8 protein-coding genes are annotated in these 8,407 nt (G+C 36.8%); 1 reads left to right on the top strand and 7 read right to left on the bottom strand.

The annotated features are described in order from the left end of the window. Positions 1 to 147: 147 nt before the first annotated feature. The 3 genes from M0R38_08205 to M0R38_08195 all read right to left on the bottom strand — a co-directional run bounded on the left by M0R38_08205 (position 148) and on the right by M0R38_08195 (position 2,958). Complete coding sequence (locus M0R38_08205) at positions 148 to 891, bottom strand: adenylate/guanylate cyclase domain-containing protein (protein MCK9481724.1); 744 nt, start codon at positions 889 to 891, stop codon at positions 148 to 150. Next, positions 891 to 1,409, bottom strand: coding sequence for a DUF5706 domain-containing protein (locus tag M0R38_08200; protein ID MCK9481723.1), 519 nt, complete (start codon positions 1,407 to 1,409; stop codon positions 891 to 893). The genes M0R38_08205 and M0R38_08200 overlap by 1 nt, the downstream gene beginning before the upstream one ends. Positions 1,410 to 1,572: 163 nt before the next feature. Beyond that, entirely contained in the window at positions 1,573 to 2,958 is a 1,386-nt protein-coding gene (locus M0R38_08195; protein MCK9481722.1) for a SprT-like domain-containing protein, read from the bottom strand. 274 nt (positions 2,959 to 3,232) lie between these two features. Between M0R38_08195 and M0R38_08190 the strand changes: the two genes are divergently transcribed. Then, entirely contained in the window at positions 3,233 to 4,783 is a 1,551-nt protein-coding gene (locus tag M0R38_08190) for an IS1182 family transposase (GenBank protein ID MCK9481721.1), read from the top strand. Between the two features lie 141 nt (positions 4,784 to 4,924). On the opposite strand, the gene M0R38_08185 is transcribed toward M0R38_08190, so the two are convergent. The 4 genes from M0R38_08185 to M0R38_08170 form a co-directional block, all read right to left on the bottom strand. Next, the gene (locus M0R38_08185) at positions 4,925 to 5,194 is read right to left on the bottom strand and encodes a hypothetical protein (protein MCK9481720.1); all 270 of its coding nucleotides are present in this window, start codon (positions 5,192 to 5,194) and stop codon (positions 4,925 to 4,927) included. Between the two features lie 3 nt (positions 5,195 to 5,197). Next, complete coding sequence (locus tag M0R38_08180) at positions 5,198 to 5,677, bottom strand: hypothetical protein (GenBank protein MCK9481719.1); 480 nt, start codon at positions 5,675 to 5,677, stop codon at positions 5,198 to 5,200. A 195-nt stretch (positions 5,678 to 5,872) separates the two neighbouring features. Beyond that, a complete protein-coding gene (locus M0R38_08175) occupies positions 5,873 to 7,645 on the bottom strand; it encodes a hypothetical protein (protein MCK9481718.1) in 1,773 nt (590 codons plus the stop codon). Further along, entirely contained in the window at positions 7,642 to 8,325 is a 684-nt protein-coding gene (locus M0R38_08170) for a restriction endonuclease (protein MCK9481717.1), read from the bottom strand. The genes M0R38_08175 and M0R38_08170 overlap by 4 nt, the downstream gene beginning before the upstream one ends. Positions 8,326 to 8,407 lie beyond the last annotated feature (82 nt).

The following is an 8,407-nucleotide window of genomic DNA, read 5'->3' as shown; positions in this document are numbered from 1 at the left end:
CCTATATAAACCACCCAAAAAACCAACTTAAAAAGCATAGTTGAAAAAACAAGTGTGCTTAAAACGCTTCTAATGAAGCCGTTTTTGATGTTTTTTTCTTTTTTTAGAGAGTTGTGCAACAGCTACGCCTGTTAGCTGTAGCCTTTTCTAAGTTACTGTCCAGTGCCATGTAGTGTAATAATAAGTTTCTGTCTTTCCATTGTAATTAAAATATGCGGCAGTCCACATGTCAACTTTCTCGTCTTGCCCCCAATAGTTTTTTCTTGTTCCGTATTTCGCGGAATCAGTTAAATTGTCGTAAACATATTTTGAAATACCAATATGATTTGGAGCTTGGCATTTGTCGCTTATTGCAGTTGATTTGTTTACACAATTTCCTATCCACATTAGGTCTTGGTTGTTCGAGTCTCCTCCAACTCCAATTTTTGTGCAGAGAATGTCTCCATCGTCAAGTCCAATACCAAAATTTAAAGCAGAGTATTGAGCAAGATATTTGTTTATTCCACTATCAGAATTAGAAATCATAAATTTCATTTGCATTGCGGCTTGAACTGCGTTACTTAAAGTTTGTTTTGTCGTGCCTTGAAAAAACACCAACATACTGTCGCCATTAAAACTTCGAACCTCTCCTCCAAGCGATTTAGCTATTTTTACTACTGTATGAAAATATGCCATGTGCATTTTCGCAACTGAAGCTTTGTTGTGTTTGTTTAATATCTCAGTCGAACCCCGCATATCAATATATAAAACTGTTGCTTCAAACTTTAGTCCTGTATTCCCAAAAGTTAATTTGGAATTTTTGATGTCAGGCACATACGCAACATCTTCTATCTTGAACTCCTCGTCCATGATAGCTTTCACTTTATCTGTAATATCTTGCTTTAATCCCATTATTTGTTGTTGTCAAAGAATAAAAGATAAATTACAACGCTGAGAGGTGTAGCGATGCCAGCAATCGTCCACTTAAATGCAGAGTTAAACAACTTGAATTTTCGCAGAGCTATTTGGGCATTTATTACAACTTGTCTGGACTGGTCTATATTATACTTTGTGATTTCATCTGTTAAACTGTATTCCGTTTTTAACTGTTTTAAGTAGTCTTCTGGAGTATAATTTGCGACAGTTCCAAAGAACAAGAGGTTTTGGCTTTTGTGATTTGAGATTTCTTGTTCTTTATGCTTCAATTGAGCACTTATAGCAGATAGATTTAGAAATATTGAAATCAATGAGCAGAATAACACAAAGAACAAGTAATACTGAAAATAGCAGTTCTGCATTCCGTCTGTCAGCAACTTAATTGTTGCCAAAGTAATTGCACCATTAAACGCAATAAGTCCGGCATTTTTTGTTTCAGCCATCTTTTGCATGTCTTGGCAGTGTTGATATACTTCTTTTAAAATCTCTTTCATTTATCTGTCGTCTTTTAAGGTTACAGCTAACGGTTTGCGTATTTGCGCTGTGGCGGTTTCAGGGCACTTACCTGTCTGCCCGCACAAAAGTTTATTTGATGTACAACTGTTGATTTACCCACGTCACCCGCCATAGTCGCAAATACGCTGTTATGCCCAGTGCTTATTTGTCGAGAATGTGTCCGCATAGTTGTCCAATAGTTTCTGTCAGTGAACTTTCAAATGCTCTTGTCACATCGTCTTGTCCTGTCTTAGCGTGAATTAATTCATGAATTAAAGTCCCGGAATAGTCAGCAACAGTTTTTAAGGTCTTACGCGATAATACTATTGAGCTTGTTTTCTCGTCCCAGCAACCAAGGGTTTCAACATCTGCAAAAAAATCTTTCCGCATAGTTGATGAAATTTTAATTGATTTGACTTTTTTCGGTTGTCCGCCAAAGAGGTCAATGATTTTTGGAGTAAGCTTATAAATTGCTTTTTCCTTGTCGGTTAATTTGTCTGGGTCAATGAATGTAAAGTCAAAGCTGTCATTGTAGTTTGAAACGAATTGCCCGATGTCAACAATTGGGTTGCCAGATAAGTCTCTCGAGCCTTGAATTTTATATTTCAGGTTTTCAGGTATTGTTATGATTTCATGCCCACTGTTCTTAGCTTGGTCAATCATATCGGGGTGCTGCATTGCTTCAAAAGAAGTTACAAATAAATACTTTCCTTGTTGGTTGAGTATTTTTACAGAATGCTCTTGCACGTCAATCCACGTTAGCTCGTCATGAGCTGTCCCAAGATTAATATTAGTCAAGTCTTTTGCAAGAATTTCGGCAACGTCTTTCGATGCGGAAGCCAGTAAAATCTTCTTTACCGAGTCCGTGTAAGCACTTCGCCCAACATTTGTCCGCTCTCTGTTTAATGCCTTTTTTATTGCGGCATTCATTACTGTTATGTTGTAGCTGAATAAAAAGTTTTCTTCTTCTGCTACTTTTACACCATTGATGTAGATATTTCCAAGTTTGCTCTTTTTTTCAACTACTTGTCCTTGCTTAGTAGTTTCAATTATCCGCTCACCTGAGAATTTTAAGAATAGATTTTTTGCATCTTCAATGTCTTTGTCGGTTGCGCCAATAAGTTCAAATTCTGTTCCTATAAATTTGGGGTCTATCGGGTCTTCAATAATTGCGTGAAGAGTGATAATATCTTTAAATCCTTCCTTCTCGGATTTTGCAATAGTAATTTGACTGTGTTTGGATTTGGCAATTACTTTGATTTGTTTTCTGTCGAATGTCGCCAATGCGTCTTTCAAGCCAATTCCAAACTTCCCAATAACGCTTGTACTTTTCAGCTTTTCTTGATTTTCATTTTGAGTTAAATGAGTATATTGAACTCCACGCCCGAAGTCTCGAATTAACCATGAATTACCTTTTTTAAAAATTTCAACTTCCTTTGTATTTGTTAGAAGTTGTTCGTCAAGAGCATTTGCAATAAGTTCTCTAACTGCATGAGAAGTTTCCCAGTTCTCAAGAATTTTCTCTATGTTAAGGTCAAATTTTTTCATGTTGTCTGTGTCGTTTGTGGTGTCGTCTTAGCATTGGGCATAACGGTTCACGGCTTTATGCAGGTCGGGATTTTAGGCACAGTCGTAGAATCGTAACGATTCGCCCGACTTGCATAAAACCGCTGTGCCTGTTGCACAACCACACCCATAACTTCATTAGGCAAATATAAATCAATTATGCATGTATTAACAAAAGTGCAATAAGTGTGCATAATTAATTGATTGTCAGTGTTGTATATTTTGCCTTAAAAATTTCTTTTCTTATCTTTGATGCATGCAGGGACGTAAGGATATTCAACCAAAAATGTTGTATCAAGTAAGCATTGACAGCTTGGTACCAACTGACAATTTTTATCGCTTATTATCACAAACCCTTGATTTGAACTTTTTGTACAAAGCAACCGCCATGTACTACGGAACAGAAGGACAAGAAAGTATCGATCCCGTTGTCTTCTTTAAGATTTGTTTAATTGGATATCTGAATAACATTAATTCCGACCGAAGACTCATGGCATATTGCTCCAATTGCTTAGATACACGATGGTATTTAAAATACGATATTGACGAAGACCTTCCATGGCACAGCACCATCAGCCGTACAAGACAGTTATACGGTGAAGAAGTGTTCTTGAGTCTATTTCAAAAAGTGCTCTCAATGTGTGTACAAAAAGGCATGATACGCGGCAAGCGCCAGGCAGTTGATAGTGCTTACATTAAAGCCAATGCAAGTATGGATAGTTTGGTAGAAAAAGAAGTGATAGAAGACAGCAGTGCGTACGTTAATGAACTGAATGAAGGCTCAGAATATAAAGTAACCAGCGAGCGGAAGAAATTAGTAGAACGCCACCACACATGGAAAGTGAAAGAATACAAAGACATGCCGGGTCATGTAGATAATCCCAAACAAGTAGATGAGCAAGGCAATACCATTCGCCCACGCTACTTGAGCAACCATACCCATTACAGCCCTACCGACCCCGATGCCAAAATCAGTACCAAGCCCGGAAAGCCACGTCAACTCAACTATGCCGGACAAATAGCCGTAGACGATGCCCATCATGTTATCACGGCAGCATGCGCTAGCACAGCCGGCAGTAAAGACTCTGAAAACCTGCCGGAGATATTACAACAAGCTCAAGAAAACTTTAAACACATTGGATTAAAGATAGCACAAATCACAGCCGATGCCGGCTATAGCAGCGGCACCGCTTTAAAGTATTGTGAAGAGCATAACATAGATGCCTACATCCCCAACTTCGGGCAATACAAACCCGAGCGGGAAGGTTTTATATATAATGCCGAACTGAATCAATACGAGTGCATCAAAGAAGGCGGCAACAAAGCCATATTGAGTTATAAAGGTATTAAAACCGATAGTAAAGGATATGAAAAGAAAAGCTTCAGAAGCAGCGAAACCGTATGTAGCAAATGCCCGTTAAGACTGCAATGTTGTGGAGTGGCTACCAAGTTTAAGAAGTTAGAAGAAAGCATAGATAAGCCCTATTACGACCGCATGCATCACAAGCTTACCAACAATCCAAGCTATGCCAAAAAGATAAGCCGTATAAGAAGTAAAACCGTAGAGCCGGTGTTGGGCACTCTCATTAACTTCTTAAACATGAAGAAAATCAATTCAAGAGGTATGACACAGGCAAACAAACATGTATTAATGGCTGCTTTAACATACAACTTGAAAAAGCTGATGAAATTCACCCGCCACAAAGCCAACAGCATAGCGCAAGCCATGCAAAAAATAGAGGCAACTGCGCAAAACACCTTTCGTTTTTTTATTGACTACATCACAACGCTCACAACTCCTATATAAACCACCAAAAAAACCAACTTAAAAAGCATAGTTGAAAAAACGAGTGTGCTTAAAACGCTTCTAATGAAGCCGTTTTTGATGTTTTTTTCTTTTTTTAGAGAGTTGTGCAACAGCTACCGATGTTAGCGGTTGTTTTTCTTTTCATCTGTTCGTCAGCGATTTGTTTAGTGTCAAAATTAAAAAGTCCGCAATGTCCGATTGGTCAACTGTCATTTTAGTTCTGTTTGCTTGTAGTGATTTCTCAAACGCAGATTTGAATTCAAACCAACCATCTGTCAAACCGTTTACATATAACCGTGCATCCTTAAATTCTAAAATTATTTGTTCTTGATTGTCTGCTTTCAAAAGTACAAGCAACTCGTCAAAAATTTTCCAGTAGTCTTGCCAACCTGTCAAAGTATAGTCTTTCATTGATTAAGGTGATTTAAGTTCAAGTTCATTAACGTTCTTGTCAACCTTTACCCATTCTACTCTTTTGTCTATGTCGGTTGGAACATTTTTAGTTGTCATAAAGAACGGAGTTAAATAGAAAACCTCAACTGTCCGTTTGTTGTAACCTAATGCACCAACGTCTTGCATTTGAAACTCTACGGTCTTGAAACTTAAATGTCCGTTTTGGTATAAAATTGTCTGTGTCCGCCAAGCACCAGTTGAGAATAAAATCTTCATTGGTCCAACAACTAAAATTAAGATTATAATAATTGTCGGAAATGCTGTCCCGATAACTTTTTTTGTTTTTGTCTTAATGACAAGGAAGTTCCATATTAAAGTCAACGGTGTTCCAATTAAAAGTCCGAAGTAAACGAATGTCTTTATACTTTGGCTTTTAATGTCAAAACTTGTCAAGCTGTCCAATAGGAAAAACACAACTGTCAAGCAGTATATAATGTTCAATATTTTGGTTGTTCTTGTCAAAGTTGTGTGTCGTCTTAAAATAACCGCTAACGGTTTACGGCTTTGCGTAGTGGCGGCATTTTAGCACTGCCGTTGATTAGAATTACTATCGTTCAATTTAGCACAAAAGTTCAATAGAAATCCGTCACCCGCCATTACGCAAAACCGATGTTAGGCACAGTGCTTTTTGTCTATCTATGCAAACATTTCAATTTGTCCACTTTCTATTGGTGTCATTTCGTTTATAAAGTCGCACCAAAAGTCCAAAGTCAAGTTGAAGTTGTATGTTTCGTTTATATAATTTAGTTCTCTTTGTAGTTCAGATTTGTCAGTCGTTTGAGCCAATTTCAAAATGTCAATACGCATTAAAATGTCTTTTGTGAAAGTTCGTTTTGCGTCTGCAAAAGTTATGGATTGCAGAAACTGCATTGTCGTTTCAGCGTTTAAAAGTATCAATGAATAAACGGCAAACTCTAATCTGTTAAAGCCCAACATATAGCAAGTATCATCAAGCATTACAGGTTTTTCATTTTGAGGTAGAACAAGCGTAAAATGAAAAGTCTTGTAAAGTCCCGAAATAGCAACTTTGTATGGTTTGAACGAATAGTCGCCCACACCAAAAATAGAGAATGGCGGTTTGTTGTTGTAAATACTTGATTTTCTTGAACTAAAAATGTCCTGATGTTCAATTAAATACTTGTAAGTTTTCGGAAAGTCGTGTTTGATATAATTCGTTTCTTGTCCCACTTTTTTCTGTGTTACAATCGTGTATTTTCTCGTTTCCTTAATGACTGTATTTTTTAAGTCAGAACTTTTTAGCACTCCGTAAACCAAATCATTTTCCAATTTGATTTCTTCTTTTAGTCCATTTACAAAATGTCCGTTCACTTTGTCCAATTCCATAATGGAAGAACAATCGTGTTTAATACCTTGTCGCCACTCAAACGGACATTTTCCGTCAATTTGTTCGGCATTTGAATAAGTGTCAAGATTAGAAACAAACTTGTCTGCTAACCAACCGAAATTAAGTTTTGCATTTGAGTTATTGTAAAAATCAAACTCTGCACAATCGAATGTCGAGTTGGAATTTAGTTTGCAATAAAATAAAGAGGCTTCTACCGAAACATTAAATTCTTTTTTGCTGTCAATGCAATGTTTTTCTATTTCAGAAATGGAATACTTTTTTGTGAATTGGTCGAAGACAATGTTTTTGATTACTGAATTTTTAACTAATAAAGCAATGTTCCCCTTTTGATGTTGAAAGGTTTCAATCATCATCAAGGTAATGTATTCGGCAATATCAAAATTGCCTTTCCCTGTCATCGCATCTAATCCGTTATGGTTTTTGAAATTCGTTTTTTTAGGAAGATTAGACGAATTAAGACTGCCTAATTTTGAGTTTGTAACCCAAGGTGGATTGCCAATAATTAAAATTTCTTTTGTGCTGTTTTCTTTGGCAATAGTTTTAAAGTCAAAGTCAAAAACGCTACTGTGAATGATTGAAATTTCGGGTTTATTTTCGCTTGGGTTGCTCAAATAAAAATCAATGATATTGAATTTACTTTCCCAAACGTAAGGTTTGTAAATTTCAATACCGAAAACTTTCTTTATGTCTGTGAACTGCCGCAAAGAAGCAACAATAAAATTGCCTTTTCCGCAAGTTGGCTCAATGACGATTTTTGGCGAAATATTTTTTGTTGTCAGATGAAAGGCAACATTGTTTGCTAATTCTGTATTGGTCTGAAAGTCTCCATATTCGGCTCTGTCGGGTTCTGAAACGATATTCTGAGAAATAGAAATTGTTTCTTTCAGTATTTGCAAATCTTCCGCATTATCAAAAAAATGTATGAAGCCGAAGGCTTCATACATTTTTTGATTAGCCTTTTCAACAGCCACAATGTTTCTTAGATTATCGTTCAAATAATCCGAAACCTGATGAGTAATATTTGCTTCAAATACTTTCATCATTGCGGTTTATTGTAGCTTACAATTTTTTCAATTCCCGAAATGTCGTCTGTTAAGGCAACAATTCTTTGATATTGCAATCGCCATTGCAAAGCATTGGAGATGGTCAAGTAACCTTGTTCGGGTGGTGTCTGCAAAATCTGTTCAGCAACTTTTGCTAACGTAATTTCGTCCGCAGGAATGTTTTTGTCTTGCAAGTAAGCAACAATGTCGGCTTCATTTGCACCGTCTTTTACCATTTCACGCAAACGGAAAGTTGTCGTGTAATCGGCTGTCCGTTCTTTATGAACAAACGAACAACTTACAAAATTTAAGATTGCGGCTTGGGTTGTCGTGTCGTCTGTTTTATCGTAAACAAACACAAGAAGATTGTAGCCAAGTCCGAAAATCTTTTGTTTAGCGTCTTTGAAAGGACAAGAAGATTGTGGTTGCTTAATTGAAGTTACTTTTATGTCCGTTTGAATGTCGTCAGATGGCAAGTCTATTCCTTTTGCAGATGAACCTACAACGACTTCGTATTTTTCGTTGAGATGTGATTGAAATTTGTGTTCAATAAGTGTTCCTACTGCTTTTCCGTCTGTTACGCCATAAAGTTCGCTGTGTTGAATTTTTGATTGTTCAACACAGAATATTTGGGCTTCTTCTATCAGTTTTTCTATCGTTAATTTCTCTTTTTGTCCCATTTCGCAAAGTTACAATTTTTATTCTTGTATAGGTTTGTTAGTTGTCCGTTTTGTCCGTCCGTTTATGTTGGAATGGTCGCTC

The sequence above is a fragment of the Bacteroidia bacterium genome (assembly GCA_023228875.1).
Lineage (GTDB): Bacteria > Bacteroidota > Bacteroidia > NS11-12g > UBA955 > JALOAG01.
This window is presented reverse-complemented; position numbering and strand designations above follow the sequence as displayed.

Bases quoted from the DNA above. Each gene is read 5' to 3' on its own strand.
- M0R38_08205 (MCK9481724.1), bottom strand. From the start codon at position 891: ATGGGATTAAAGCAAGATATTACAGATAAAGTGAAAGCTATCATGGAC.
- M0R38_08200 (MCK9481723.1), bottom strand. From the start codon at position 1,409: ATGAAAGAGATTTTAAAAGAAGTATATCAACACTGCCAAGACATGCAA.
- M0R38_08195 (MCK9481722.1), bottom strand. From the start codon at position 2,958: ATGAAAAAATTTGACCTTAACATAGAGAAAATTCTTGAGAACTGGGAA.
- M0R38_08190 (MCK9481721.1), top strand. From the start codon at position 3,233: ATGCAGGGACGTAAGGATATTCAACCAAAAATGTTGTATCAAGTAAGC.
- M0R38_08185 (MCK9481720.1), bottom strand. From the start codon at position 5,194: ATGAAAGACTATACTTTGACAGGTTGGCAAGACTACTGGAAAATTTTT.
- M0R38_08175 (MCK9481718.1), bottom strand. From the start codon at position 7,645: ATGATGAAAGTATTTGAAGCAAATATTACTCATCAGGTTTCGGATTAT.
- M0R38_08170 (MCK9481717.1), bottom strand. From the start codon at position 8,325: ATGGGACAAAAAGAGAAATTAACGATAGAAAAACTGATAGAAGAAGCC.